The 26,298-nt window shown below is 69.9% G+C and carries 27 protein-coding genes; 11 read left to right on the plus strand and 16 right to left on the minus strand.

The features are described from left to right. Positions 1-21: 21 nt before the first annotated feature. From DDQ50_RS12185 to DDQ50_RS12220, 8 genes are all read right to left on the minus strand, one after another. A complete protein-coding gene (locus tag DDQ50_RS12185) occupies positions 22-3,438 on the minus strand; it encodes an error-prone DNA polymerase (RefSeq protein ID WP_116756974.1) in 3,417 nt (1,138 codons plus the stop codon). Positions 3,439-3,499: 61 nt separating this feature from the next. Beyond that, positions 3,500-5,077, minus strand: a complete 1,578-nt coding sequence (locus DDQ50_RS12190) for a DNA polymerase Y family protein (RefSeq protein ID WP_116756975.1) — start codon at positions 5,075-5,077, stop codon at positions 3,500-3,502. Continuing rightward, positions 5,078-5,824, minus strand: coding sequence for a hypothetical protein (locus DDQ50_RS12195; RefSeq protein ID WP_205663628.1), 747 nt, complete (start codon positions 5,822-5,824; stop codon positions 5,078-5,080). It lies immediately after the preceding gene. Positions 5,825-5,919: 95 nt separating this feature from the next. Beyond that, a complete protein-coding gene (locus DDQ50_RS12200; protein WP_116756976.1) occupies positions 5,920-6,114 on the minus strand; it encodes a hypothetical protein in 195 nt (64 codons plus the stop codon). Further along, positions 6,111-6,350 carry a hypothetical protein gene (locus tag DDQ50_RS12205; RefSeq protein ID WP_133245964.1) on the minus strand — a complete coding sequence of 80 codons (240 nt, stop codon included), beginning with the start codon at positions 6,348-6,350 and terminating at the stop codon, positions 6,111-6,113. The genes DDQ50_RS12200 and DDQ50_RS12205 overlap by 4 nt, the downstream gene beginning before the upstream one ends. Before the next feature lie 131 nt (positions 6,351-6,481). After that, positions 6,482-8,122 carry a RecQ family ATP-dependent DNA helicase gene (locus DDQ50_RS12210; RefSeq protein WP_240614358.1) on the minus strand — a complete coding sequence of 547 codons (1,641 nt, stop codon included), beginning with the start codon at positions 8,120-8,122 and terminating at the stop codon, positions 6,482-6,484. An 88-nt stretch (positions 8,123-8,210) separates the two neighbouring features. Next, a complete protein-coding gene (locus DDQ50_RS12215) occupies positions 8,211-8,534 on the minus strand; it encodes a hypothetical protein (RefSeq protein ID WP_116756979.1) in 324 nt (107 codons plus the stop codon). Positions 8,535-8,652: 118 nt separating this feature from the next. Further along, entirely contained in the window at positions 8,653-9,021 is a 369-nt protein-coding gene (locus tag DDQ50_RS12220) for a VOC family protein (protein WP_240614359.1), read from the minus strand. Positions 9,022-9,118: 97 nt separating this feature from the next. On the opposite strand from DDQ50_RS12220, the gene DDQ50_RS12225 reads away from it, so the two are divergent. Then, positions 9,119-9,601 (plus strand): 8-oxo-dGTP diphosphatase, encoded by a 483-nt coding sequence (locus tag DDQ50_RS12225; RefSeq protein WP_240614360.1) that lies wholly within the window; start codon positions 9,119-9,121, stop codon positions 9,599-9,601. A gap of 6 nt (positions 9,602-9,607) precedes the next feature. Here DDQ50_RS12225 and DDQ50_RS12230 read toward each other — a convergent pair whose 3' ends face one another. Further along, entirely contained in the window at positions 9,608-10,075 is a 468-nt protein-coding gene (locus tag DDQ50_RS12230; protein WP_116756981.1) for a LysM peptidoglycan-binding domain-containing protein, read from the minus strand. A gap of 131 nt (positions 10,076-10,206) precedes the next feature. Here DDQ50_RS12230 and DDQ50_RS12235 point away from each other — a divergent pair, with 131 nt between their 5' ends. Further along, positions 10,207-10,902, plus strand: coding sequence for an HNH endonuclease family protein (locus DDQ50_RS12235; RefSeq protein ID WP_240614361.1), 696 nt, complete (start codon positions 10,207-10,209; stop codon positions 10,900-10,902). A gap of 99 nt (positions 10,903-11,001) precedes the next feature. Beyond that, positions 11,002-11,409: a hypothetical protein gene (locus DDQ50_RS12240; RefSeq protein WP_116756983.1), complete on the plus strand. Its 408-nt coding sequence runs from the start codon at positions 11,002-11,004 to the stop codon at positions 11,407-11,409. Here DDQ50_RS12240 and DDQ50_RS12245 read toward each other — a convergent pair. Beyond that, positions 11,400-12,818 carry a DHA2 family efflux MFS transporter permease subunit gene (locus tag DDQ50_RS12245; RefSeq protein ID WP_240614362.1) on the minus strand — a complete coding sequence of 473 codons (1,419 nt, stop codon included), beginning with the start codon at positions 12,816-12,818 and terminating at the stop codon, positions 11,400-11,402. The genes DDQ50_RS12240 and DDQ50_RS12245 overlap by 10 nt on opposite strands. 46 nt (positions 12,819-12,864) lie before the next feature. Further along, positions 12,865-13,242: a hypothetical protein gene (locus DDQ50_RS17515; protein ID WP_240614363.1), complete on the minus strand. Its 378-nt coding sequence runs from the start codon at positions 13,240-13,242 to the stop codon at positions 12,865-12,867. A gap of 185 nt (positions 13,243-13,427) precedes the next feature. Between DDQ50_RS17515 and DDQ50_RS12250 the strand changes: the two genes are divergently transcribed. Continuing rightward, positions 13,428-15,920 (plus strand): DEAD/DEAH box helicase, encoded by a 2,493-nt coding sequence (locus DDQ50_RS12250; RefSeq protein ID WP_116756985.1) that lies wholly within the window; start codon positions 13,428-13,430, stop codon positions 15,918-15,920. A gap of 111 nt (positions 15,921-16,031) precedes the next feature. On the opposite strand, the gene DDQ50_RS12255 is transcribed toward DDQ50_RS12250, so the two are convergent. The 3 genes from DDQ50_RS12255 to DDQ50_RS12265 all read right to left on the minus strand — a co-directional run bounded on the left by DDQ50_RS12255 (position 16,032) and on the right by DDQ50_RS12265 (position 16,777). Further along, a complete protein-coding gene (locus DDQ50_RS12255) occupies positions 16,032-16,283 on the minus strand; it encodes a YozE family protein (protein ID WP_116756986.1) in 252 nt (83 codons plus the stop codon). Continuing rightward, entirely contained in the window at positions 16,280-16,471 is a 192-nt protein-coding gene (locus DDQ50_RS12260) for a hypothetical protein (RefSeq protein ID WP_116756987.1), read from the minus strand. The genes DDQ50_RS12255 and DDQ50_RS12260 overlap by 4 nt, the downstream gene beginning before the upstream one ends. Positions 16,472-16,579: 108 nt before the next feature. Next, a complete protein-coding gene (locus DDQ50_RS12265; protein WP_116756988.1) occupies positions 16,580-16,777 on the minus strand; it encodes a hypothetical protein in 198 nt (65 codons plus the stop codon). Positions 16,778-16,962: 185 nt separating this feature from the next. Here DDQ50_RS12265 and DDQ50_RS12270 point away from each other — a divergent pair, with 185 nt between their 5' ends. The 4 genes from DDQ50_RS12270 to DDQ50_RS12280 all read left to right on the plus strand — a co-directional run bounded on the left by DDQ50_RS12270 (position 16,963) and on the right by DDQ50_RS12280 (position 20,062). Further along, on the plus strand, positions 16,963-17,793 hold the full coding sequence (locus DDQ50_RS12270) for a CPBP family intramembrane glutamic endopeptidase (protein WP_116756989.1): 831 nt from the start codon (positions 16,963-16,965) through the stop codon (positions 17,791-17,793). Between the two features lie 68 nt (positions 17,794-17,861). Then, a complete protein-coding gene (locus DDQ50_RS17520) occupies positions 17,862-18,587 on the plus strand; it encodes a hypothetical protein (protein WP_240614364.1) in 726 nt (241 codons plus the stop codon). 7 nt (positions 18,588-18,594) lie between these two features. Then, complete coding sequence (locus tag DDQ50_RS12275) at positions 18,595-19,614, plus strand: LLM class flavin-dependent oxidoreductase (protein ID WP_240614365.1); 1,020 nt, start codon at positions 18,595-18,597, stop codon at positions 19,612-19,614. Positions 19,615-19,714: 100 nt separating this feature from the next. Beyond that, positions 19,715-20,062 carry a hypothetical protein gene (locus tag DDQ50_RS12280; protein ID WP_116756991.1) on the plus strand — a complete coding sequence of 116 codons (348 nt, stop codon included), beginning with the start codon at positions 19,715-19,717 and terminating at the stop codon, positions 20,060-20,062. A gap of 388 nt (positions 20,063-20,450) precedes the next feature. On the opposite strand, the gene DDQ50_RS12285 is transcribed toward DDQ50_RS12280, so the two are convergent. Then, positions 20,451-21,803: a transaminase gene (locus DDQ50_RS12285; RefSeq protein WP_116756992.1), complete on the minus strand. Its 1,353-nt coding sequence runs from the start codon at positions 21,801-21,803 to the stop codon at positions 20,451-20,453. Positions 21,804-21,843: 40 nt separating this feature from the next. Beyond that, positions 21,844-22,551, minus strand: a complete 708-nt coding sequence (locus tag DDQ50_RS12290) for a GntR family transcriptional regulator (protein ID WP_240614366.1) — start codon at positions 22,549-22,551, stop codon at positions 21,844-21,846. 274 nt (positions 22,552-22,825) lie between these two features. Between DDQ50_RS12290 and DDQ50_RS12295 the strand changes: the two genes are divergently transcribed. Genes DDQ50_RS12295 through DDQ50_RS12305 form a run of 3 tightly spaced genes read left to right on the plus strand, consistent with a single transcriptional unit; the run spans position 22,826 to position 26,273 of the window. Next, entirely contained in the window at positions 22,826-24,091 is a 1,266-nt protein-coding gene (locus DDQ50_RS12295; RefSeq protein ID WP_240614367.1) for an iron-containing alcohol dehydrogenase, read from the plus strand. Next, positions 24,088-25,533, plus strand: a complete 1,446-nt coding sequence (locus tag DDQ50_RS12300) for an NAD-dependent succinate-semialdehyde dehydrogenase (RefSeq protein ID WP_116756994.1) — start codon at positions 24,088-24,090, stop codon at positions 25,531-25,533. Before DDQ50_RS12295 ends, DDQ50_RS12300 begins: the two co-directional genes overlap by 4 nt. 41 nt (positions 25,534-25,574) lie before the next feature. Continuing rightward, positions 25,575-26,273 carry an RraA family protein gene (locus DDQ50_RS12305; protein WP_116757437.1) on the plus strand — a complete coding sequence of 233 codons (699 nt, stop codon included), beginning with the start codon at positions 25,575-25,577 and terminating at the stop codon, positions 26,271-26,273. Positions 26,274-26,298: the final 25 nt, after the last annotated feature.

Genomic DNA, 26,298 nt, shown 5'->3' on the forward strand with positions numbered 1-26,298 from the left:
CCCTCCGCCGAGGCGACGGCGTCAGCGGAAGTCCCGGGAGACGTTCCGGACCCCGATGGTCAAGGGCTCGAAGCGGTCGGCGAGCACGTTGACGACGCCCTCGGGTGTGCGCTCGAGCACACCGCGGATGATCATGGCGGGTGCCTCCCGGGCGATGCGGCGGAAGCGCTGCCACACCCCAACGCTGCAGATCACGTTGACCATGCCCGTCTCGTCCTCGAGGTTGATGAACGTGACGCCCGACGCGGTCGCGGGGCGCTGCCGGTGGATGACGACGCCGCCCACTTCGATGCGCCGCCCCGTCTCGGCGGTGCGCAGACTCTCGGAGGACAGCACTCCCCGTTCGGTGAGGCGGGTGCGGACGAAGGTGATCGGATGCTCGCCCGGGGAGATGCCGGTGGCCCACAGGTCGGATGCCACCTGTTCTGCGTCGGAGAGGATCGGCAGAAGGGGAGGCTGCACCGTCATCACGGTGCCGGGCAGGTAGTCGGCTCGCTCCTTCGCCGCGGCTCCCGCCCCCCAGAGGGCCTCGCGCTGGCCGAGACCCATCGAGGAGAAGGCGTCGGCCGCGGAGAGCGCCTCGATCTGCGCCGCCGTCAGGCGGACCCGACGGGCGAGGTCGGCCTGGCTGGTGAAGTCGCCGCCACGGTCGCGTTCGTCGACGATGCGCTGCGCCACCTTCTCGTCGATGCCGTTCACCTCGGTGAGCCCGAGCCGCACCGCGTGATGGGCGTCGCGCCGGTGGAGGTGGTAGTCGATCGGTGCGGTCCTGTCGAAGCGGGCGGTCACGTCGGGCTGCAGATGATCGAGGCAGGAGTCGCGCCCGCTCGGGCCGGTCTTCTCGCCAAGGGGTTCGAGGTCGGCCCAGACACCGGAGCGCAGGATGTCGGGGCGAAGCACCTCGACCCCGTGCCGTTTCGCGTCGGCGGTGAGCGACTGCGGGGAGTAGAACCCCATGGGCTGTGCGCGCAGCAGCGAGGCGAGGAACAGTCCTGGATAGTGCAGTCGCATCCAGGCGCTCGCGTAGACGATGAGGGCGAAGCTGATCGAGTGGCTCTCGGCGAAGCCGAAGTCGGCGAACGCCTCGATCTGCCGGTAGATGAGCTCTGCCGTATCGCCGAAGATGCCGTTCTCGGCCATTCCGGCGAAGAGCTTCTCCTTCAGCGACTCGATCTTCTCGAGCCCGCGTTTCGACCCCATCGCACGGCGGAGCAGGTCGGCGTCCTCACCCGTGCAGCCGCCGACGACCATGGCGATCTGCATGAGCTGCTCCTGGAAGATCGGCACCCCCAGCGTGCGCTTGAGCACCGGCTCGAGCTTGGGGTGCAGGTAGCTGACCTGCTCCTCGCCGACCCGGCGTCGCACGAACGGGTGGACCGCCTTGCCCTGGATCGGACCGGGCCGGATGAGGGCGACCTCGACGACGAGGTCGTAGAAGCGACGCGGCTGCAGGCGGGGCAGGGTGGCGATCTGCGCTCGGCTCTCGACCTGGAACACCCCGACGGAGTCGGCCCTGCAGAGCTGGTCGTAGACCCCCTGCTCCTCGCGGGGCAGAGTGCCGAGATCCCAGCGTTCGCCGAAATGCCGGTCGGCGAGGTCGAAGGAGTACTGCAGGGCGGCGAGCATGCCGAGGCCGAGCAGGTCGAACTTGACGAGCCCCATCCACGCGCAGTCGTCCTTGTCCCATTGCAGCACGGTGCGGCCCGGCATGCGCGCATGCTCGATGGGGCAGACCTCGCCGACGGGACGGTCGGTGAGCACCATTCCGCCCGAGTGGATGCCGAGGTGCCGGGGGAACTTGAGCACCTGGCTGGCGAGGTCGACGACGGGGCCGGGGATGTCGTGGTCGTCGCTGTGCACGACACCTCCCCAGCGCTCGACCTGCTTCGACCAGGCATCCTGCTGCCCGGTCGAGTGCCCGAGTGCCTTCGCCATGTCGCGCACCGCGTTCTTCGGACGGTAGGTGATGACGTTGGCGACCTGGGCGGCGTTCTGCCTGCCGTACTTGTCGTAGACGTACTGGATGATCTCCTCGCGCCGGTCGGAGTCGAAGTCGACGTCGATGTCGGGCTCCTCGTCGCGCATGCTCGACAGGAATCTCTCGAACGGCAGGCCGTAGAAGATCGAGTCGACCGCGGTGATGCCGAGCAGGTAGCAGACCGCCGAGTTCGCGGCGGAACCGCGCCCCTGGCAGAGGATGCCGCGGCTCTTCGCCTCTTTGACGATGTCGTGGACGATGAGGAAGTAGCCGGGGAAGTCCTTCTTCTCGATCACGTCGAGTTCGCGTTCGATCCGTTCGACGGAGCTCTGCGGTGCCCCCGGGTAGCGGATCGGGATGGCCTCGCGCACGAGGTGCCGCAGCCAGCTCATCGGCGTATGCCCCTCGGGCACCTCCTGCTTGGGCAGGCCGGGGCGTGCGCTCTTGAGCGAGAAGGACAGGTCGGCGGCGAGGTCGACGGTGTTCTCCACGGCGCCGGGGTAGCGGGCGAAGCGGGCCGCCATCTCGGCCCCGGTCCGCAGGTGGGCGCCCGAGTTGGCCGGCAGCCAGCCGTCGAGCTCGTCGAGACTGCGCCGGGCGCGCACCGCGGCGAGTGCGCTCGCGAGACGGTGCCGTTCGGGCGTGGCGTAGTGGACGGCCCCTGTCGCGACCATGGGCAGGTGCCGGGCGGCAGCAAGTCGGGCGAGCGCGTCGTTGCGCAGCGAGTCGCCGGACAGTCCGTGATCGGTCAGCTCGACGACGACGCTGTCACGGCCGAACAGCTCGACGAGACGGTCGAGTTGACGCCCCGCAGCCTCGAGGTCGGGGGAGGCGGGATCACCGAGTGCGCTGCGGACGAGTCCCTTGCGGCATCCGGTCAGCACGACCCAGTGCCCGTCGGCTCGGGCGGCGAGGTCGTCGAGACCGAACCGGGGGCTGCCCTTCTCCGCCCCGGGCGCCAGTTGGGCGGCGGTGATCGCGGCGGCGAGCCGGTGGTGCCCCTCCTGACCGCGCGAGAGCACGACGAGGTGGGCGCCCTCGGGATCGGGCACCCCGTTCTGCGGCGCCGTGAGCCCGAGGGTCAGCTCGGCGCCGAAGACGGTGCGGACCGCGTGCTGCTCGGCCGCCTCGGCGAAACGGACGGCGCCGTACAGCCCGTTGTGGTCGGTCAGGGCGAGGCCCTCGAGTCGGAGTCGCAGCGCCTCCTGGAGGAGCTCCTCGGGAGAGGAGGCGCCGTCGAGGAAGCTGAAGTTGGAGTGGGCGTGCAGTTCGGCGTAGGGGACGACCGGACCCTCGACCTGAGGTATCTCGACGGCGGGCGGGCGGTACGGCGGGCGCTTGAGGGTCCAGGCCGGGCTGTCGCCCCCATCCGCCTCGAGCGGGCGCGTGTTCGGGCGGGACGCCTCGGAGAGACGCCGCTCGAGCTCCGACCAGGGGATCGGAGGGTTGTTGTAGCCCACACGTAAGTTTCGAACATGTGTTCGAGTTGCGCAACTCGGCCGTGCCGCTCAGCTGTCGGCCTCAGTCGTAGCGTGCCTCCACCCAGCAGGCGCCGCCCTCGATCACCACCAGCCAGGCGTCCCCCTGGGCGTCGACCACCTGGAACCGATGCAGCGAACGCGCCGCGTTCGGATCCCACCAGCGCTCCTCGACCGGCCACGGGCCCGCCCAGGACCCGACCCCCACCGTGCGGCCGGCGCCCGGGGGAGCGAAGCGGGCGGGCGGGCCGTTCACGGCACCGCGCTCGTCGACGGTGACGGGGTCGCCCGACGGGGTGAGGAGGATGCAGGGACGCGGATCGGGGAACACGGTCGACGGGGGCATGCCGAGCAGTGCGCCCGGCCATGGTCTGTCGGCAGGACGGGCGATGAGCTCGCGGTCGCCCCACGGCACGAGCACCTGACGATCGGCGAGCATGCGTCCGCCGCCGACGGCGACGGTGACGACCGCGGTGTGGCCGAGCATGCTCTGCACGCGGGACAGGCCGTGATGCAGTGCCGCATCGGGGCCACCGCCCCAGAGCCCCGGCTCGTGGTGCACCGCCTCGTCGACACTGTGCGGCAGGATGCGCACGCGCACGACGGGGGAGCGCAGACCGCTGTCGATCGCGCCGGTGCCCTGCAGCTGCCAGCGCACCCTGTCGACGACCTCCGCGGGAGTGAACGATCGGGGATGGAGCCAGGTGCGGGCCGACAGCTCGCCGGACTCGGAGGTGATCTCGACCCGCAGCCCGGTGCAGACGAGCCGCATCTCGGCCAGCCGGTCGAGGAACCGGTCGGCGGAGGCGCGCACTCCGAAGGTGACCTGGTCGACCCGGTCGAGGGGCGGCTCGAACGCGGTCTCGACGTCGAGTTCGTCGGGTGGGATGCGCGGGATGACCCGTCGCCCGTCGAGTCCGCGGGCGAGCCGGTGCGCCGTCATGCCCTCGATGCCGAAGCGTTCGCCGACCTGCGCCTCGGGCAGCTCGGCGAACATGCCGAGGTTCGGCAGGCCGAGCCGCCGGAGCAGCATGCCGAGCGCGGGCAGCCCGAGCACGGCGACGGGCAGCGGTGCGAGGAATGCCGGGGACCCGCCCGGCTCGACGATCGAGACGCGCCCCGATCCGAGACGAGCCGCCTGCTCGGCCGCGAAGGGTCCGTCGGCGATGCCGATGCGGGAGCCCGCCACCCCTGCGTCATCGAGGTGCGCGAGCAGGGACTCAGCTGCAAGACCCTCGTTTCCGAAGTAGCGGGCGGGCCCTTGGGCGCGCAGCGCGGCGATGCCCGGACGGAGCACCTGCACGCCCGGCATCAGCTCGTCGATGCGGTCGAGAACCGGTTCGAAGGCGCGAGCATCGAGTGCGGGATCGAACGGGAGGGTCAGCAGGGATGCGCAGCGCGACTGCGCCTCGCGGACCCGCAGCCCCCGTCGAACCCCCTCGGAGCGCGCCGCGGCGGAGCAGGCGTGCACCTCGCCCCTGTCGATCAGCGCCAGCGGCGCACCGAGCGGGATGCCATCGGCCCGGGCGGCGGCGAAGGCGGGCCAATCCGGTATCCACAGCACCATCGTGCGGGTCACCTGATGCGGGTCGGCATCGCCGACCAGGGCATGCGCGGCCATCTAGACGGCTCGTCGCAGGGGTGCGGACGCGAAGTCGATCTCATCGGGTCGCGCCCCGTCGATGCGCGGATCGGCGATCGACGGCGAGGGAGCCGCGACGGGCGAACCCGGCCCCGAGCCGGCGGGAAGCCAGACGTGCTTGCTGCGCGCGGGGCGGCCCCGCGTCTCGACGAGCACCTCGACGCGACGCCCGGTGATCATGCCGTGACCGTCGCCGATGCCGCTCCACTGACTGCCCTGCAGGGTCAGTCGTGCCTCGCTGCCCGGCCAGTCGCCGAGTGAGACGAGAGCGGCCTCGCGTTTGCGCAGACGGGCGGCGAGCCGTGAGGCATCGGAGTCGGACACGCGTCGCTGCGGCCGCACCACCACGACGGTGAGCACGTCGACGATGGCCGCCGTGACCGCGAGCCACTGGTCGCCCGGGTCGGGCACGAGCACGAGCCGTTCGAGGTCGATGCCGTGGGCGAGCGCCGCCTGCACACCGAACTCGGGAACGCCGATCACCCCGCACCAGGCGCCGGCGGCGGAGGGGGCGGCGAGCATGCTCATCGCGAGACTCAGCGACCCCTGCACGGAGTAGGCGCCACCTGCACGCATCATGCCGTCGGGGAGGAGCCCCTGGAACATGGGGTGGGTGGCGAGGGCCTTGGTCTGCAGGGTGGTCGCCTGCATCTCGCGGATGCGCGACTGCAGCTCGCGGACCTTGCCGAGCGGGTCGGCGGGGTCGGCGAGTGATGCTGCGCTCACGACTGCCACAGCCCAGTTTCGAACATGTGTTCGAGTCTGTCAAACGCCGCCGACACGGGCGGCGACCCCGTCAGGAGACGGGACCAGCCAGCCGGTCAGGCCCCTTCGACCTCGGAGGGGTCGGGCCCCTCGGGGTCGGCGCGGGTGTCGTCGAGGGTGAGGAGTCCGTCGGGATCCTTGGGATCGTCGACTCCCGTCAGCCTCTCGCCGACGGAGGCGCTCCCGTCGCCGTCGAAGACCGGCTTGTCCTCATGGTCGGGCGGGGGCAGCTGACCCTCGCGCGGTGTCACGAACGGTCCTCGACGGGGCCCTCGTCGTCGAGGCCGACGATCTCGTCGTACTCGAGGTCGTTCTCGTCGTAGGTGGGGGTCGCCTCGCCCGGCGCCCCGCCGGTGGGACCGTCGTTGCCGTCGCCGAGTCCGTCGAACACGGTCTCGCCCGCGACGGCGTCGTTGGTGACCGTCTCGTTCGCGAGGGCGGCCAGCCGCTCCTTGTCGAAGCCTTCGCCGTAGGGTGCGTCGCTCATCTTCTTCTCCTTGCTCGGAACCTTCACGGTATCGATGGCCGAGGTCGCAGCGATCCTCGCCCGGTGTGCTCGCAGAGGGCTCCCAGCAACGGGCCCGCCCGATCGGACCGCCACTGCTGCGGCGAGACGACTCAGACGCGTTCGAGCAGGTCGTGCTCGGCGATCGCCTCGAGGGACAGCACGCGGTACCCCTCTGTGCCGAAGAAGACGGTGATCCGGTCGTCCTCCACCTTCATCACGGTTCCGGAACCCCACTCGCGGTGCCGGACCGTCGCGTCGACGGGGAAGGGACCGGCATCCTGATCCGCCCCGTCGAGGTGCTCGTAGGCGGTGCCGGAGGTGCAGGTGTCGCAGTTGCCGCACGGCTCATCGCGCTCCTCGCCGAAGTAGCCGAGCAGGAAGATGCGTCGGCAGCTCAGCGTCTCCGCGTACGAGCGCATCATGGCGATCCGCGATTCGTCGATGTTCGCGCGGTTCTCCGCCTGGGTCACCGCGGCGGCGACAGCCTCGCCGACTCCCATGTCGGAGACCGCGCTGATGCCGTCGTCTCCGTCGACGGCGGCCCCGGCGTCGATCAGCAGGGACAGGCTCGGGCCGAGCTGACGACTCGACAGGAGGGTCGCCTCCGCGAGTTCGGCGGCGCTGACCGGCCGCTCCACCGAGGCGAGCGCGGTGGCGATCCGCTCGAGCCGGCTCCTGTTGGGCGAGTTCCCGGCGAAGAAGGACCGCAACGAGAGGTCCTCGGAGCGGTAGTGCAGCCGGGCGAGAGCGGGCTCGCCGTCGCGACCGCTCCGGCCGACCTCCTGGTAGTACTCGTCGACCGACTCCGTGACGGCCGCGTGCAGGACGAATCGGATGCCGGCTTTGTCGATGCCCATCCCGAAGGCCGATGTCGCGACGACGACGTCGTACTCGTCGGCACGGAACCCTTCGTGCAGGCCGCGACGATCCTTCGCGCCGAGGCCTCCGTGGTAAGCCGCGGCTCGAAGCCCCCGGGATCGGAGCTCCTCGGCGTACCGCTCGGTGTCGCGCCGGGTGCCGACGTAGAGGAGCCCGGGTTTCTGGAGGGATTCGACGTCCTCGACGACGGCGGCGCGTTTGGCGTCGTCGTCGGAGTGGCGGACGACCTCGAGTCGGATATTGGGTCGGTCGTAGCCGCGGCTGATGAGCACGGGATCGCGGAGCTCGAGGCGATCAACGATCTCCTGGCGGACGGGCCCGGCCCCCGTCGCCGTCATCGCGAGCACGGTGGGGCGGCCGATCGCATCCACCGCATCGTGGAGGCGCAGGTAGTCGGGCCGGAAGTCGTGACCCCACGACGACACGCAGTGCGCCTCGTCGACGACGAACAGGGACACGGATGCGGCGGCGAGGCGCTCGATCACGTCCTCGCGGGCGAGCTGCTCGGGTGAGAGGAAGAGGTACCCGACGCGGCCCCCCTCGACCTCGCGCCACGCCTCCTCGTTGGCGCGCTCGCCCTGAGCCGAGTTGATCGCGTACGCGGTGGGAGCGGTCGGACGGTCGCGGATCCCGGCGACCTGGTCGTCCTGGAGCGCGATCAGCGGCGAGACGACGACGGTCATTCCGGGCAGCAGAGCCCCCGCGACCTTGTACACGGCGGATTTGCCGTAGCCCGTCGGCATGATGGCGAGCACGTCCCGGCCGTCGAGCACCTGGGCAATCGCGTCGGCGAGGCCCGGTCGGAGTTCGGTCCAGCCGAAGAGTTCGTCTGCGGTGTTGGAGATCCGATCGGTCGTGGTCGATGAAGTCACAGATGCATGCTCACACGTCGAGGCTGACAGCATGCACGACGGATGATCGGACGTCGCAGCGGACCGACCGGAGGAGCTCGGGAAGCGGTCAGGCGGCCTTGGGGTCGATGCGGCCGATCATGGACCACACGGTGCGGGTGAGCTCGGGATGCTCGAGCGCGATGAGGCGGAGGATCCCGAATTCGAACTTCTCGGCTCGCTCCGGGGGAGCCGACGGGTGATACGCCTGGGAGCGCTGCTCGGTCAGGCCGAGGGCGGCGATGGTGTCGCCGCGCAGGATCCGAACGACCCGCTCGTCGACGCTCGGCAGCTCGGGGATGAACTGCCACGGATCCTCGCCGAGACGGCAGCGGTGCTCGATCTCGGCCTGCAGCTCGTCGCGTGCCTCCGCCCGCAACGTCGCCAGTTCCATCTGCGCCACCCCGGCCCCCTTCCCTCGTTCCGACCCTACGTCACACCCCATGGGCGTTTTCCCGGGACCGATCCGCGTGTCACGGACACGAAACATGACGGTTACGAAGGCGAGCGCCTCAGAGGATCTGCGCGACGATGACCTCGATGCCGGTGGGATCGACGAGGCGGGCGATCCGCTCGCCCCACGGCTGGTCCTCGGCGGCGGTCGTGACGACGGCTCCGATCGCGAGCGCGCGGGCGACGAGCGCGTCGACGTCGTCGACGTAGAACCAGAGCGACACCTGGCTGGGACCGCGGGTCGGGTCGGGGTGCAGCCCCAAGCCGATCTCGGCCGCCCCGATGTGCAGGGACAGGTAGGTGGGCGCGTCCTCGGGGAAGCGGTAGACGACCTCGCCGCCCATCACATCGCGGTAGAAGCCGAGGAGCTGCGGGAGGTCGGCGGAGACGACGATCGGGAATCCGCTCCGGCGGCGTGGTTCAGTCACGGTGTCCTCTTCGAGTGGTGTTCACGCCATCTTGGTGCACGCGGACGATCGTCGGCGACACGTCGGAAACATGAGCGGCGCGCCGTACGCTGATGCGGTGTTCGAAGTCGCCGTCACCTACCTGCTGCGCAGCACGGACTCGGGGGTGGAGGTGCTGCTCGGCGAGAAGCTGACCGGGATCGGACGCGGCAAGGTCGTGGGTCCGGGCGGCAAGCTCGAACCGGGGGAGAGCGCTGTCGCCGCCGCCGTGCGCGAGGTGTCGGAGGAGGTCGGCCTCACGGTCGGGGAGGCGGACGCGAGGCCCATCGCGCGCCTGGAGTACTCGTTCCCGCACCGCCCGGAGTGGAGTCAGGCGTCGACCGCGTTCGTCGCGACCCGCTGGTCGGGTGAGCCGCGCTCGAGCCGCGAGCTCTCGCCGGTCTGGTTCCCGATCGGCGCGCTGCCGCTCGAGCGCATGTGGGCGGATGCCCGGCTGTGGCTGCCGAGGGCTCTCGCGGGCGAGTTCGTCAGGGGCGAATGCTCCTACGGCGAGGACAACGACTCGGTCGCGGACTGGCGGGAGATCGCCTCTCCGCGGTAGGCCGGGTCAGCGCGTGGTCTGCCAGTCGAGGTTGATGATCTGCCCGATGTAGAGCGTCTCGCCCAGGTTCGGGATCGACGGGTTCATGCGCAGCAGCTGCTGCTGCGGTACATCGAATCGCTGGGCGATGTCGAAGAACGAGTCTCCGCTGACGACGGTGTAGGTCAGGAGATAGCCGTTGCCGTCGGCGCTCGCGGCGCCCTGGGCGCCCGGGATCGCGCCGGTGTCGTTCGCGGGGCCCTCGACGACGACGGGGGCGGGCGCGTTGGGCACGACGGGTGCCTCGACGGGCGCCTCCGCCACCGGGGTCGGAGTGGGGGTGGCCGTGACGACGACGGTCTCCGCAGGTTCCGGCGTCGCTGTCACGATGACGGTCTGCACGGGGGCGGGGGCCGTGCAGGCCGAGACGCCGACTCCGACGGCACCGAGCAGCAGCACGGTCAGGGTCGCCGTGCCTCGGAGACGCAGAGCCATGCGCCGAGCGTATCCGGGCGCACTCCTGTCCCGCATCCTCGTCCGTGTGCCGTGTCCGCACGGTCGGGTCGACCTCGCGCATGCTGGCGCGCCGGACGTGGATCGAGGCGGTGCCGACCTAGCCTTGCGGCGTGACGGCGCGTACTCGGGGCAGGCGGATGGGCCCGGCGGCTCTTGTCGTCCTCGCCATCGTCGTCGCGCTCTCCCTGTGGGTGGCCGCGCGGGGACAGAACGCCGACGCCCAGGGGGCTCCGTCGGAGTCGTGGGCGGGGGGTTCCGACCTCACCTCCGCCGTCCTCGCCCTTCCGGCAGCGGGCGGATCGGTTGCGGGATACGAGAGGGACGCGTTCGGCGATGGCTGGAAGGATCCGGATCGGAACGGCTGCGACGCCCGCAACGACATCCTGGCGAGGGATCTGACCTCGGTGACCTTCCGCCCCGGCACGCACGACTGCGTCGTCACGAGCGGCGTCCTCAGAGACCCGTACACCGCGACCGTCATCGACTTCGTGCGCGGCGACTCGACCTCCGAGCTCGTGCAGATCGATCACGTCGTCCCGCTCAGCTGGGCGTGGAATCACGGCGCTGCGGTCTGGGACGATGCGACGCGCGAGCTGTTCGCCAACGATCCGGTCAACCTGCTCGCCGTCGACGGCCCGACCAATTCGTCGAAGTCCGACTCGGGTCCTGCCGAATGGATGCCGCCCGACCCCTCGTATCACTGCGCCTATGCGAGCAGGTTCACCGAGGTGCTGACGGAGTACCGGCTCGGCATCGACGACGCCGACCGAGCGTCGCTGCTCGACATCGCGGCCGCCTGCGCCTGAGGGGCGACATCCTCCACACCCCCGGACTGCGCACGAGTTCTCCTCGGCAGGCGGCGCGATCGGCGGGGCGCCGGATCCGCGCTGGAAGAGTCCCGTGGCATGACGAACGATCTCTTCACCGAACCCGTGTCCACCGGCGACGACCTCCTGGAGCGTGTCGCCGGGCTCCTGGGAACCGCTGTGCGCCACCAGTTCTGGCTGCTGTTCATCGATGCCGACGGGCGGCAGCTGCAGACCCTCGTCCCCATCGACGGCGTACCCGACTCACCGGGCCCGCAGGAGGCGCTCCGTTTCGCCCCCATGCTCGACTGGCTCGCCGAGGGCGAGGGTGCGCATTCCGTGGCCTTCGTGATCGAGCGGCCGGGGGATCGCGAGTTCGGTGAGAACGATCTCGCCTGGGCACGCGTGCTCGCCGAGGCCGCGTCGTTCATCGAGCTGCCGGTGCGCGGACTCGTCGTCATGCACACCGACGGGGTGCGCTGGCTTGCGGCCGACGACTACGCCTGACTCGGAGCAGTCCCGTCCGAAGGCCTGGCACCGTCGGCAGCGGACTCCGCGGCCGGGTCGATCTTGGCGGCGCGGTTGCTGATGCCGATCGCCGAAGTGACGGCGCCGAGAACGAGCAGCGTCGCCGCGACGACGAGCACCCGGCGGAACCCGTCGAGGTCGAGCGGCCCGGCGAGGATCGAGCCGAGGAACGCGATCGCGATGAGACCGGCGACCCGTGAGACGGCGTTGTTGACAGCGGAGGCGATGCCGCTGCGGGACGAGTCGACGGCGCTCAGCACCGCGGAGGTGAGGGGCGCGACGGTGATCGTGATGCCGAGTCCGAAGACGACGAGACCGGGCAGGAGCTGCCACCAGAACGAGAAGTCCGAGCCGACGAGGAACATGCTGGTGACCCCGACCGCCGCGACGGCGGGACCGATCGCCATGAACCAGCGCGGACCGTAGCGCCCTGCCAGGGAGCCGAACGTGCCCGAGAGGAAGAGCGGGATCAGGGCGCCGGGCAGGCTGGCGAGCCCGGCGAGGATCGCCGGTGCGCCGACGACCTGCTGGAGGTAGAGGGTCACGACCAGCGGCGCGAGGGACAGCGCGGCGTAGATGAACGCGGTCGCCAGGTTGCCGACCGCGAAGTTGCGGACCGAGAACAGCGACAACGGGAGCATCGGGTGCGGTGCGCGCCGTTCCCAGAGCAGGTACGCGACGAACGAGGCGAGGCCGACGACGAGGGGCACGAGCACCGCCGGGCTGAGCCAGCCGAGCCGTTCGCTCTCGATCAGCGCGAACACGGGACCCGCCAGACCCACCGATCCGAGCACGGCGCCGAGGATGTCGATCCGGACGCCGGAGTGACTGCCGGCCGGGTCGGAGACGCGGCGCAGAAGAAGGATCGTGACGAGGATCGGCACGACGTTGGCACCGAAGATCCACCGCCACCCGACGAGGTCGACGAGGGCGCCGCCGAAGACGGGTCCCGCGATGAAGGCGACGCCGGTCCACCCCGTCCACAGCCCGATCGCGCGGGAGCGGAGCGCCCCGTCGAAGTTGGAGGTGATGATGGCGAGCGAGCTCGGGACGAGCAGCGCCCCACCGATTCCCTGCACGACGCGCGCAGCGATCAGGAGCCCCGCGCTCGGTGCGATGGCGCAGGCAACCGAGGCGATGCCGAAGATGACGAGACCCGCGGCGAGGACTCTCACCCTGCCGAAGGAGTCCGAGATCGATCCGGCCAGGAGGATGAGCGAGGCGAGGGTCAGCAGGTACCCGTCGAGCACCCATTGGCTCGTGACGACGCCTCCACCGAGTTCGTCGACGATCGCCGGGAGCGCCACGTTGACGATCGACCCGTCGAGGAACGGGACGAACGACGCGAGGATCGCGACGATCAGGATCGAGCGTTGGCGGCTGTTCACGGAACTCCTTCTGTGCCGGAGCGCGTGGACGCGCCGTCGGCGTCGTCTATCCGGTGACCTCGAGGGTGAACTCGATCGTCTCGTCGGACGCGCTGTCGGTGAGAGTGACCTGGGTGGTCCCCGCACTGATGGGCTTGATGCCCGGATTGAATTCTGCGCTCCCGTCGTCCTTGCCGGGGACGAACTCGGCGATCGCGGTGTCGGCCACCTCGCCCGTCCACGCCTTCGGGTCCTCGGCGCTGAGGTCGAGGACGGTGCCGATCGGCAGCGATACGGTCGTGCCGTCGAGGCTCGAGTCGAGTGTGACGATGACGGGTGCGACGACCGAGCCCGTCGCCGAGGGCTCGGGCGAGGGCGACGAGCAGCCGGCGAGAGCGAGGGTCGCGGCGAGGGCCGCGACGACGAACGATTTCCTGAGCGACATGGGGTCCCCTCCGACCGGTGCTGTCGATGGGTCCGCGGAAGCCCGGCGGACCCGCACATCGGTGCGGTCGCGGTGTCGGCGGCCGCACTTCCCGTGCGCGCTCACGCTACTCCCAGCGAGGGTGGAGCATCGGGAACGACACCGCACCCCAGCGCGTCGCCGTCACATAGGGCAGGATCGAGCAGATGAGCCTCGTCGACCGCATGCCCGCGACCGACGATCCCGATGCCGCGTACGAGGGCTTCACGGGATGGGCGGCCGACGAGGGCTTCACGCTCTATCCGGCACAGGATGAGGCGGTGCTCGAGATCGCCACGGGCGCGAACCTGATCCTCGCGACACCGACGGGGAGCGGGAAGTCGCTCGTGGCCGTCGCAGCCCATGCGACAGCCCTCGCGCAGGGCAGACGCAGCTACTACACCGCTCCGATCAAGGCGCTGGTGAGCGAGAAGTTCTTCGCTCTCGTCGACATCTTCGGCGCGGAGAACGTGGGGATGGTGACGGGGGACTCATCCGTCAACTCGCACGCCCCCATCATCTGCTGCACCGCGGAGATCCTGGCCAATCTCGCGCTGCGGCGCGGCGCCGACGCAGAGGTCGACCAAGTGGTGATGGACGAGTTCCACTTCTACTCCGACCCCGACCGCGGGTGGGCGTGGCAGGTTCCGCTCCTCCTCCTCAGCCGGGCGCAGTTCGTACTGATGTCGGCGACCCTCGGCGACATGTCGAGCATCGCCGCCGACCTCTCGCGGCGCACGGGTCGGCCGACCGCTCAGGTGACGGGGGTCGACCGTCCGATCCCGCTGCACTACTACTACGTCACCACACCCGTGCAGGAGACCGTCGAGGACCTGCTGCACAGCGCTCAGGCCCCCGTCTACATCGTGCACTTCTCGCAGGCCGCCGCCATGGAGCGGGCTCAGGCCCTCTCGAGCATCAAGGTGCTCGACAGGGAAGGACGCGACCGCATCGGCGAGGAGATCGGCGGCTTCCGATTCACGACTGCGTTCGGCCGCACCCTCAGCCGCCTGCTGAGATCGGGCATCGGCGTGCACCACGCGGGGATGCTGCCCAAGTACCGCCGGCTCGTCGAGCAGCTCGCCCAGCGCGGACTGCTGCGCGTCATCTGCGGCACCGACACGCTGGGGGTCGGAATCAACGTCCCCATCCGGACCGTCCTGCTCACCGCGCTGACGAAGTACGACGGCACCCGGATGCGTCAGCTCACGGCCCGGGAGTTCCACCAGATCGCCGGCCGCGCCGGCCGGGCGGGCTTCGACACCGCGGGCACCGTCGATGTGCAGGCGCCGGAGCACGAGATCGAGAACGCCAAGCAGATCGAGAAGGCCGGCGACGACCCAAAGAAGCGCCGCAAGATCATCCGCAAGAAGGCGCCGGAGGGCTTCGTCTCGTGGGGCGAGCCGAGCTTCCGCAAGCTGGTCGACGCCGACCCCGAGCCGCTCTCGAGCAGCATGGTGCTCACCTCGGCGATGCTCGTGAACGTCATCGCGCGCGGAGGCGACGTGTTCGGCAACGTGCGCTCACTGGTCTTCGACAATCACGAACCGCGCGCCCGGAAGTATGCACTGGCCCGGCGTGCGATCGGCATCTACCGGACCCTGGTGGCCGCGGGCGTCGTCGAGAACATCGACGGCGAGATCCGGCTGACGGTCGACCTCGCCCCCGACTTCGCCCTCAATCAGCCGCTGTCGCCCTTCGCTCTCGCGGCTCTCGAGCTGCTCGACCGTGACGCGCCGACCTACGCGCTCGATGCGGTCAGCGTGATCGAATCGACCCTCGACGACCCCCGGGCGGTGCTGTCGCAGCAGGAGTACATCGCGCGCGGCGAGGCCGTCGCCGCGATGAAGGCCGACGGCGTCGAGTACGAGGAGCGGATGGCGGCGCTCGAGGAGGTCACCTACGCGAAGCCGCTCGCCGAGTTGCTCGACGCCGCATTCGAGACGTTCGCGAGCAGCCAGCCGTGGGTTCGCGACTTCGCTCTCCGACCCAAGTCGGTGGTCCGCGACATGTTCGAGCGGGCGATGTCCTTCGGCGAGTTCGTCTCGTTCTACAGTCTCGGACGCAGCGAGGGACTCGTCCTGCGCTATCTGTCCGATGCCTTCCGGGCGATCCGGCAGACCGTTCCTCCCGAGGCGAAGTCCGAGGAGCTGCTCGACATCATCGAGTGGCTGGGCGAACTCGTCCGCCAGGTGGACTCGAGTCTGGTCGACGAGTGGGAGCAGTTGATCGCCCCGACCGCTGATCCCGAGGCGCCGGTCGTCCCGCCGGCACCGCCGAGCGTGCTCACCAACCGGCGCGCGTTCATGGTGCTCATCCGCAACGAGATGTTCCGCCGCGTCCAGCTGGCCGCCCTCGACAAGGCCGACGATCTCGCAGCCCTCGAATCGCACGGCGGTCTCGACGCCGAGGCGTGGGGCGACGCGCTCGACAGGTACTACGGCGAGCACGACTCGATCGGGACGGGGCCGGCCGCCCGAGCTCCCTCGATGCTGGTCGTCGACGAGGCGCGCGCGTCGGAGGGCGTGTGGGGTCTTGAGCAGATCATCGACGATCCCACGGGCGACCACGACTGGCGGATCCGCGCCGAGGTGGACCTGGCAGCGTCGGACGAGGCGGGCACCGCGGTGGTCCGCACGCTCGACGTCATCCGACTCTGACCCGATCCCGCCAGCCCGAGCCCGCCCGCACAGGCTTGCCCGCTGAGCCCGTCGAAGCGAAGGCCCCCGCCAGGGCCCGCCCGCTGAGCGCAGCGAAGCGAACGGCGACCGTCAGCCGCCGAAGCCCTCCGGCCGATCCGAGGTCGGCGACGGCTGCGCCGATGCGGTGAACTCCGACCATGCCCGGTCGTATCGTGCCTTCTCCTCCGGCGATGCGTTCTCGAAGTAGCCGTCGAAGATCGGCTTGCCGCCCGAGTCGGGGAAGTCGCCGGCCGCGGCGATGTCGGCCGCGAACGCGCCGACCTCGTCGTCGCGGCCCTTCTGCTCGGACAGCCAGTGGGGGAAGGTGGCGGTTGCGGTCATGATTCGTCCTCTCGTCCTTCTGGGTCGAGGTCGGGTGTGGCCGACTCGTAATCGTCGTCCAGTTCGTCCTCCTCGGAGATGGGCCGTCGATGCTCGGTTCCCGGGGGAGCGGGCGCCGCGGTGGCGCCGCCGTTCATATCGGGGATGAGCGCGTACGGATCGGGTTCACCGAAACCAGGTCGTGACATGTGGTGCTCCTTGTTCCTTCGATGGATCATGGGCGGCCGGGCTTGTGCTCAGAGAGCCGGCGGGCCCGACCATACCCCTGGCGCCTCCTCGGGCGGCGGCCGATTCGGTCAGACGGCTCCGTCGCCGGCCGGTGCGTCGGGCGCGCCCGCACTGTCATCGCCGCCTTCGAGTTCGGCGTCCTGCGGGTCGACGTCGGAGGGGGCCGGGACTCCCGTGCTGAACCCCGTCGCTCCGGCGCTGCCATCGGGGGGCAGCGTGCCGCCGATGATGCCGCTCAGGTCGGGTTCGATGTTCGGGTCGCTCATGGTCGTCCTCCTCGTGCTCGCCCTCGGTTTCCGAGGTCACCCCAGCCAACGACGGGAGCCCTGCCGAATCAAGGACACTCACGATGCCCTCAGCAACTCGACAGCGGGATGGGTGGCCGCGTCGGGGAGCCGTTCAGGAGGGCTCCCTCTCGGTTTCGCAGCCGAGGCGTGAAAGGGTTGACCCGATGTCGGACATCGCAGCGCAGCCGAAGACCCGGGAGAGCGGCACCGCACCCTGGGGTGTGATCCCCGCAGCCGGAGTGTCGGTCTCCGCGTTCCTGCTCTTCGCGGTCCAGCAGCCGATCCCGGGGTATCTGGTCCTCGTGGCGAGCATCGCCGTCGCGTTCGCGGCGGGGCGAGAGCTCGGCAAGGACCTGCTTCTGATCGGAGTGGGTCTCGGGATCGTCAGCTCGGTCTCGGTGGAGGCGAATCTCGAGTGGGGCAACATCGTCCTGCTCGGTTTCGTTCTGACCGCGGCCGTCGTCGTGCCCTTCGTGCTCGACCGGTACGTGTACAAGCACCGCACGATCCAGTTCCCGGTGCGCCGGCGCGAACCCTGGACGAGGCTGGAGAAGAGCTACCTCGGCATCGCGGTCGTGCTCGCCTACCTGATCCTCCCCGTCTACTTCATCGGGTCGGGCGCCTACCGCAACTGGCCCGCGGTGCACGAGTGGCACGAGATCGCTCGGCTGTTTGTCGGCGTCAACGCGGTCGGCATCTGGGACGAGCTGTTCTTCATCTGCATCGTGTTCACCCTGTTCCTGCGACACTTCCCCCTCTGGGTGGCGAACATCCTGCAGGCCGTCGTCTTCGTCTCGTTCCTGTGGGAGCTGGGATACCGCGAGTGGGGACCTGCGATCACGATTCCATTCGCCCTGATCCAGGCCTACATCTTCACCAAGACCCGTTCCCTCGTCTACGTGATCTGCGTGCACCTGCTGTTCGACCTGTTCGTCTTCCTGGTCATCGTGCGCGCCCACAACCCGGGAGCCATCCCGATCTTCCTGTTCAACTGACGGCGCGGACCCACCCGGCGGCTCGAATCCACCGGCGGTCCGAGCCGTCCTCCGACGAAATGGCAGTGATGAGCAAGTCAGACAAGAAGTCCGTGTCCGATTCGGGCCGTAAGAGCAGGAAGGCCGAGGCGACCGTCGAGGAGCTCACGGCAGCGGTCACCGACACCGCCCGCATCGCGAGCGATGCCGCACTCAGATCGAACGCCGCGACGGCGAAGGCGGTGCGCAAGCGCGAGGCGCTCAAGGTCGCCCGTGCCAGAGCCGAGGCGGCCGCGGAGGACGCCGCTGAAGCGCGCGCCGCGCTCGACACGGCCAAGGCGGCCGCGAAGAAGGCGCTGCGCGAGGAACGGAGGGCGGACGAGGCGGCAGCCAAGGCGAAGCGCAAGCGGCGCAAGGCCGAGGCGGCGGCCGCCGTCGCATTCGGCGCGGCGGCGGATGCCCGTTCCGCGCTCGACGCGCATCCGCTGCCTCTTGCGGCGCAGGAGGCCACCGCGGGCGATGCCGACGCCGGAGCGATCCCCTCGGAGCTGACCGAGCCGGAGGGAGCCCCCGTCGCTCCCGTGCCGGTCGAGGATGTGCCGGCCTCACCCGAGGACATCCCCATCGCCTCGACCGGACCCGCCGTCTCGGGGGAGCCCGGGGACGGGCTGGGCGCGGCAGTGGACGGGACGCTCGCCCACCTGCGGGCTCTCGCCAAACAGCGCGGCCTGCGCGGCTACTCGGCGATGTCGAAGAGCCGCCTGCTCGAGGTGCTCAGCGCATCCGAGACGGAGAGCAGCGCGGACAGGGCATGATTCTCTCGTGAAGAGAATCGGCTTCCTCAGCTTCGGTCACTGGCAGGCGGTTCCGGGGTCGCTGACACGCACTGCCGCGGACGCGTACCTGCAGGCCATCGAACTCGCGGAAGCGGCCGAGGAGATCGGCATCGACGGCGCCTACCTGCGGGTCCATCATTTCGCGCGCCAGTTCGCGTCCCCGTTCCCGCTGCTGTCGGCGATGGCTGCCCGGACGAAGACCATCGAGCTCGGCACGGGCGTGATCGACATGCGGTACGAGAACCCGCTGTACATGGCCGAGGAGGCCGCGATCGCCGACCTCATCAGCGGGGGTCGACTCCAGCTCGGTGTGAGCCGCGGGTCACCGGAAACGGCTCTCCGCGGATTCGAGTCGTTCGGCTACGTTCCGGGCGAGGGGAGCACGGACGCCGACGACGCCCGAGCGCGCACCGAGGTGTTCCGCGCGGCGATCGCCGGTGCGGGTGTCGCGCGGGCGAACCCGCAGATGACCGGTTCCACCGGAGCGCTGGCGATCCAGCCGCAGGCACCCGGTCTCGCCGACCGGATCTGGTGGGGGAGCGGCACCCGTTCCACCGCCACCTGGACGGCCGAGCAGGGTATGAACCTGATGAGCTCGACGCTGCTGAGCGAGGACACCGGAGTTCCGTTCCACGAACTGCAGGCCGAGCAGATCGCGCTGTACCGCGAGGCCTGGGCGGCAGCGGGTTGGGACCGGGAGCCGCGCGTGTCGGTGAGCCGCAGCATCCTGCCGATCACGAACGACATGGACGAGCTCTACTTCGGGGAGCGTGCCGACGGCGAGGGCGAGGACCAGGTCGGTTACCTCGACGGCGGACTCGCCCGGTTCGGCAAGAGCTACATCGGCTCGCCCGAGCAGATCGTGCGCGAACTCGAACGCGACACCGCCGTGCAGGCGGCCGACACCGTTCTCGTCACCGTGCCGAACCAGCTGGGCGTCGACTACAACACCCACCTGCTGCAGTCGATCGTGCGCGACATCGCGCCCGCGGTCGGCTGGCGCTGACCCCCTCCACACAGACCGGACACGGGCTGGGAGGTATCTGAGACGTCTCTCCGCTGCCGGGCTCCGGTGTTTCGATGGCGGTGAGGAGAGGACGGTCACGATGGCGATCGAACTGAACAAGCCGGCACTCGAACAGGCCCGAAAGCTTGTCCGCGACGGCGAGGTCGTGAAGGACGAGCGCGACGACTGGAGCGAGGCGGCCCCCACCGCGAGCCAGGAGAACGCGTTCATCGAGAAGCACGGCTGGACCGAGTACTCGCACTGGCATCTCGGCATCGACCGGGACCAGTCGGAGGAGACGAAGGGGCGCTACAGCTTCCCGTACGGCGACTTCTCGAAGGTCCGCCGCGGCGGTGTCATCTCGGCGGAGAGCCGGGCCGCTCAGAACGATCACGACGACATCGCCGACGCGACGAAGAAGCTCAAAGAACTCATCGACGGCGACTGACGCCCGCGCCGCCCTGCGCTTCGACGAGCTCAGCGGGCGGTCGGGCAACCCCGCCCATTGAGCTCGTCGAAATGAGCGAACGGACGCAACCCGCCCACCCCTCCGGTCGAAAAGACCGGACCGACGCACCCCCGCCCATTGAGTCGTCGAAATGAGGGAACCAACGCAACCCCGCCCATTGAGCCCGTCGAAATGAGCGAGGCGACGCAACCTACGCTTCGACAGGCTCAGCGGGCGGGCGGTCCCGCGCTTCGACAGGCTCAGCGGGCGGGCGTTCCCGCGCTTCGACGGGCTCAGCGGGCGGGGGTCGCGCAGTCGGAGGTCGAGTAGCGCGGAGCGGGTACCGAGGGCAGCCCAAGCCCAGCCTCAGCCCCAGCCCCCGCCCGGCCTACGCCGTCAGCTCGGCCAGCGCCTGCTCGAGGACCGCGAGGTGGGCGTCCACATCGTCCCTGGTGGTGACGGGAGACATCAGCGCCATGTTGTGGAACGGGGTGAGCAGGATCCCGCGGTTCGTCAGATAGAGGTGCAGGAAGTCCTCCAGCTCCGCATCGGCGGCGGCGTCCGACTCCGTTCCGTTCCGCGGGGCGGGGGAGACGAAGCGGTATTCGGCTCGCGCGCCCAGCTGACTGATCGTCCACGGCAGCCCGAACCGCTCGAAGAGTCGGCGCACCCCGTCGGTGTAGTGATCGGCGACCTCGATCATGCCGGTGAACGCCGCGTCCGTGAGCACGTGCTCCAGGGTCGCGCGGGTGGCGGCGATCGACAGCGGACTGCCGGCGAGGGTGCCGCCGACACCGCCCATGTCGATCAGGCCGAGGTCGGTGCGGCCGAGCACACGGTCGGCGATCTCCCGGGTGAGCCCGTAGGCGCCGCTCGGGACGCCACCCGCGATCGCCTTGCCGATCACGAGCACATCCGGCTCGAGCCCCCATGCCTTCGTCGCCCCGCCGGGGCCGGCGGAGAAGGTGTGCGTCTCGTCGATGATGAGCAGCGCCCCGTGACGGCGGGTGAGCTCGCGCACGCCCTCGTGATAACCCGGGTCGGGAAGCACGATGCCGATGTTGGTCAACGCCGGCTCGATGAGCACCGCCGCGACGTCGCCGTGGGCGAGCTGCCGCTCGAGCCCGTCGAGGTCGTTGATCTCGGCGACCCGACTGGTGAGCGTGACGTCCACGGGAGCTCCGACGTTGCCGGGACGGCTCGTCCCTTCACCGTCAGCGCCGACGACGATGAGCGACTCGTCGACGCTGCCGTGGTAGCTGTAGCTGTGGAACAGGATCTTCGACCGGCCGGTGAGTGCCCGGACGAGTCGGATGGCCCACCGGTTGGCGTCGGTCGCGGTGAGCGAGAAGCTCCAGACGTCGAGCCCGAATCGGCGGCTGAGCTCTGCGCCCACCCATTCGGCGTCCTCCGTCGGCATCATCGTCGTGACCCCTCCGGAATCGCCGATCCGACGCTGGACCGCGTCGACGACGGGAGCGGGGGAGTGCCCGCCCATCGCACCGGTGTCGCCCAGGGCGAAGTCGAGGTAGACGTTGCCGTCGATGTCGGTGACCCGATTGCCCCTGGCCTCGGCGAGGTAGAGCGGGAAGGCGCCCGCCTTCTTGTTCATCCAGGTCATCGGAACCTGGCCGAACAGATGCTCGGCACGGTCGTAGGCGGCGCGTGAGCGCGGGTTCCGCTCCAGGAAGGTCCGCTGCTCACGCGCGGTCAGCTCAGCGAGTCGGGCGCGATCGATCATGTCGCCAACCTACCGACCGGCGGGACGCCTGCGCGCCGTTTCAGTCGTCGAAGCTCTTGCGGAAGCGGACGGCGGACGCGTCGATGTGCTGGCGCATGGCGAAGGCCGCGTCTCCCGGGTCGCGCAGTCGGATCGCCGTCAGGATCCGCGCATGCTCGTCGACCGCCAGGGAGGTGATGAGCGCGTGATTCGACAGACGGAAGAGGTGCGCGTGGGTGTGCAGTCGCGAGAGCGCCTCGCGAATGAAGGTGTTGACGCCCGCGACCGCGATCTGGTCGTGGAACTCGGCGTCGAGCCGCGAGAACTCCGCATAGCTGCGACCGCGGTCGCCGAGGACGGACGCCATCTGCTGCTCCAACTGGTCGAGCGATGCCAGTTGCTCGGGGGTGATCTCCTCCGCCGCCCGTCGAGCGGCCGCGGGCTCGAGGAGCTGGCGGATGACGATCAGATCCTCGAACTGCGCCCGGGTCATCTTGGGGGCGACTCGGTAGCCCGACAGGTGGTTGCGAACCACGATGCCGTCGGCTGAGAGGCGATGCAGCGCCTCCCGGATCGGGGTCTGCGACACCCGGAGCTCGCGGGCGAGGGCGTCGATGGTGATGCGGTCGTCGGGGCCGAGTTCGGAGGAGAGCACCCGACCGAGGAGCTCTTCGTAGACGGATTCGCCGATGGGGGCTCGCGGATGATCGTCGGGCGCGAGCTCGGGATCGACCGCTGCCTCTGGCGTGCCCTGCGGAGAGAGTTCCATCGCGTGCCCTTCTGCAGACGGAAGAGAGAACCTTGCGAATCGTATCGCATATCGGTCATTTGCGATCAGATCCGTGACGGACGCCTCCCGTTTGATCCGGATCATTTCGCGGAGGCGGCTGCAAATATCGACGAATTGCGGGCAGAACGGTTGACATGGCGTTTGCGACGCTCGTAAGGTCTCCGTAATCCGATCCGATCTGATCGGATTACCTCGACCGAAGAAGCTTGGGGCCGCTGTGCACTCGTCGTCCATCCTGCCGGGATCCGTCCCGGTGAGCACTCGCCCCATGGGGGAGCTCTTCGCGGCACTCCGAGCTCCGAGCGAGATCATCTTCGGCGCGGGTCAGCGCAGCGCCCTGTCGTGGCTCGGCCCGCGACTGGGCACACGCGCCTTCATCTGCGTCGACCCCTACTTCGCGACGAGCGAGGAGTTCACCGAACTCGTCGCGCTCGTCGAGACGGCGGGTGTCGCGGCGGCGATCTTCTCCGACGTGGTTCCCGAACTGCCGACCGACAGCATCCTCGCCGCGGTCGAAGCGGCACGCTCGCACGAGGCCGACCTGTTCATCGCGGTCGGAGGCGGCTCATGCATCGACCTGGCCAAAGTCGCCGCCTGCCTCCTCGCCCACGGCGGGGACATCGGCGACTACTACGGCGAGTTCCGCGTGCCGGGCCCCATCCTCCCGCTCATCGCGATCCCCACCACGGCCGGCACCGGCTCGGAGGTGACCCCGGTCGCCGTCATCACCGATCCGCGGCGCGAGACCAAGGTCGGCATCTCCAGCCCCTACCTCATCCCCACCGTCGCGATCTGCGACCCCGAGCTGACGCTCACCTGCCCTCCGGGCGTGACGGCCAGCGCGGGGGCGGATGCGCTGTCGCACTGCATCGAGTCGTACACGGCGATCAGCCGCGAGACCAACTCGGCGCTCGCGGGCGAACGCGTCTTCGTGGGGCGGGGCGAACTCACCGACAGCTTCGCGCTCGCCGGGATCAGCGCGATCGCGCAGGGCCTGCAGCGGGCCTACACGGATGCCTCGGACCTCGAGGCGCGCGCTCTCGTGATGTACGGCTCGTTGATGGGCGGTCTCGCTTTCGGCACAGCCGGAACCGCGGCGGCCCACGCCCTGCAGTACCCGATCGGCGCGATGACGCACACCCCGCACGGGGTCGGTGTCGGCATGCTCCTGCCCTACGTCATGGAGTACAACCGCGAGGAACGGGTGACGGAGCTCGCGGAGATCGCCCGCCGGTTCGGGGCCGTCGGAGACGACGAGAGCGTCGCCGCACTCGCGCCGCAGCTCGTCCAGGACTTCCTCGCATCCGTCGGCATCCCGTCGACTCTCGACGCCATCGGATTCCCGACCGATCGTGTCGGTTGGGCCGCGGAGCAGGGGCTGGCGGCCGTGCGACTCAGCGAGAACAATCCCCGCCCCCTCGCGGACGGCGCCGTCTCCATCCTCGGCGCTGCGGCGATCGGGCGACTCGACGCGGTGCACGAACGCGTTCATCCGACAGCGAAAGTGGAGAAGGTATGACCCCCGTGCTCGACGGCCTGATCGAGGACATCACCGATGGCCGGCAGACCTCCGACCCATCGGCCCGCGAGGTCCGAGTCGACAACCCGGCGACCGGCCGGCCGCTCATCAGCCTTGCGGCCGATGACGTCGCCGCCGCGCTGCGGGCCGCCGACCAGGCCTCCGCGGTCGCCGAGGCCTGGGCCGCCACCTCGGCACGCGAACGCAGCGGGATCCTGATGCGCACCTTCACCACGATGATCGAGCGGCGCGAACTGCTCGCCGACCTGATCTCGGCCGAGAACGGCAAATCGCATGCTGACGCGCTGGGCGAGGTCGACTACGCGGCCGAGTACTTCCGCTGGTACGCGGAAGAGGCCGTCAGGATCCGCGGCGAGGTGTTCGACAGTCCGAACGGGGCGAATCGGGTGCTCGTCACGCACGAGCCCGTTGGACTCTGCCTCCTCATCACCCCGTGGAACTTCCCGGCCGCCATGGCGACCCGCAAGATCGGACCGGCGATCGCCGCCGGTTGCACGGCGATCCTGAAGCCCGCCTCCGAGACACCGCTCACCGCTCTCGCGATCGCGGACATCCTCCGCGAGTCCGGACTGCCGGACGGGGTGCTGAACGTCGTCGTCACCGACACGGCGGGCAAAGTCGTCCGAGCCCTCCTCGACGACGGTCGGGTCCGGATGCTCTCCTTCACCGGGTCGACCGAGGTCGGCCGGATCCTGCTCGCCCAGGCGTCGGAGACGGTCATCAAGACCGCGATGGAGCTCGGCGGCAACGCCCCGTTCCTGGTGCTCGACGACGCCGACGTCGACGCCGCACTCGACGGCGCACTCATCGCCAAAATGCGCAACGGCGGCCAGGCCTGCACCGCCGCCAACCGGTTCTACGTGGCGGACAGCCGGCACGACGAGTTCGTGGAGGGCCTGGTCGAGCGCATGGGCGCCATCACCGTCGGCGACCCGGCGGAGAGCAGCACCCAGTGCGGACCCCTGATCAACGCGGAGGCGGTTCGCAAGGCGCAGGAGCTCGTCGACGACGCGCTCTCCCGCGGGGCCCGGCTCGCCCTCGGCGGCGAGACCCCCGACGGCCCCGGGTCCTTCTACCCGCCGACCGTCCTCGTCGACGTGCCCGCCGACGCGCGGATCCTGCACGAGGAGGTGTTCGGCCCCGTCGCCCCCGTCGTGCGCTTCACCTCGGACGACGAGGCGCTGGCCGCCGCCAACGACACCGTGCACGGCCTCGTCTCCTACCTCTACACGGGTGACCTGGCCCGCGGGCTCCGGCTCTCGGCGCGGCTCGAGGCGGGAATGGTCGCGCTCAACCGCGGCCTGGTCTCCGACCCGGCGGCCCCGTTCGGCGGGGTCAAGCAGAGCGGCCTCGGCCGCGAGGGCTCCCACGAGGGCCTCCACGAATACCTCGAGACGAAGTACGTCGCCACCACCTGGTGACCGTCCCGACCGCAGATCACCACAAGAAAGGGAACAACCCCATGGATTACCCCGAGATCGAGAAGCTCTTCGACGGATTGCGCGTCTCCGACGTGCGCGACGGGATGGACTGGATCGGACTCTTCAGCAAGGGCTCGGTGCACCGCGACATCCGCCCTCTGTTCGAGGGAGCACGCCTCGCGGGCCCGGCCCTGACCGTCCGTCTGACGGCGAGTCAGCGCCAGGCGCCGTTCATGACCCCCGACGAGTACACCGAGTGGGCTCGTGACTTCTGGTACAAGGAGGTGCACATCGAGCCGTACGCGGAGGAGATCAAGAAGGGCGACGTCGTCGTCATCGAGGCGCCCGACCAGGGCGTCGGCCAGCTCGGCTCGTGGAACACGCTGAACTTCTACCTCAAGGGCGCCCAGGGCGTCGTCACCTCCGGTGGAGTGCGCGACACCGACGAGTGCCGCATCCAGAAGGTGCCCGTCTTCGCGCAGTTCATCAACCAGACCATGACGCAGGGCCGGATCGAGTACCTCGAGCACAACGTGCCCATCACCGTCGGCAACCAGCTCGTCAAGCCCGGCGACATCATCGTCGGCGACGGCGACGGCGTCATCGTCGTGCCCATCGAGCACGTCGAAGAGGTCGCCAAGTACGCGAGGCAGGAGGCCGAGAACGACAAGCGCGGCCGCCGCCGCATGTACGAGCAGCTGGGCTGGGCCCTCGACGACACGGTCCAGGTCGACGACTGACGACTGATCGGCTCTGGCCGATCCA

The organism is Amnibacterium flavum (assembly GCF_003097495.1).
Classification (GTDB): domain Bacteria; phylum Actinomycetota; class Actinomycetes; order Actinomycetales; family Microbacteriaceae; genus Naasia; species Naasia flava.